Origin of the sequence: Nocardiopsis salina YIM 90010, assembly GCF_000341025.1 — a bacterium.
Lineage (GTDB): Bacteria > Actinomycetota > Actinomycetes > Streptosporangiales > Streptosporangiaceae > Nocardiopsis > Nocardiopsis salina.
Genome location: NZ_ANBF01000270.1, coordinates 1 through 571 on the forward strand (window position 1 = coordinate 1; position 571 = coordinate 571).

At 69.9% G+C, this 571-nt stretch carries 1 protein-coding gene; it reads left to right on the forward strand.

Annotated elements, in window-relative coordinates; all coding sequences use genetic code 11:
• Positions 1-268 precede the first annotated feature (268 nt).
• Positions 269-571: IS110 family transposase (locus tag D474_RS30295; protein ID WP_040704651.1), on the forward strand; the 303-nt coding region annotated here is incomplete at its 3' end.

A 571-nucleotide genomic window follows, 5' to 3' on the forward strand; every position in this document is an offset into this window, starting at 1 on the left:
GTAGCAAGATCTACTGGGGATCATGGTGAGTGTCGGGGAGGGTTTCGACGGGAGCCGCCCTGACCGCGACGCTGGGGTGACTCAAGCAAGATCTGTCCGTCACGGACCTGACGTGGGACCTGTCCACCAGCGCTCGCAGGCCAAAGCCCCGCCCCTGGGAGTGACCTCATAGAAGCCTGTGCACAGTTCACTCACAGTAGATCTGTCCCCCAAGGGCAGGGCCCTGGCACTCGTCCCGTCCTCACTCGAGGAAGAACAGGACCCTGTCATGGTGACAGTGGGTATCGACCCGCACAAGCACATGCACCAAGCCGTCGCCCTGGCCCAGGACGGCACCCGCCTGGGCAAACCCCTGGCCACCGCCTCCGGGCCCCAAGCGGTGCACAAGCTCCTGGACTGGGCCCGGGCCCTGGCCCGGGGCGGGCCGGTGCTCTGGGCGATCGAGGGCGGCCCCGGGCTGGGCCGGGCGGTGGCCGATGCCCTGCTGGGGGCCGGCCAGCAGGTGGTGTGGGTGCCCACCCGCACCATGGCCTCCCACCGGCGCCTGAGCGGGCCGGTGGGCGCCAAGTCC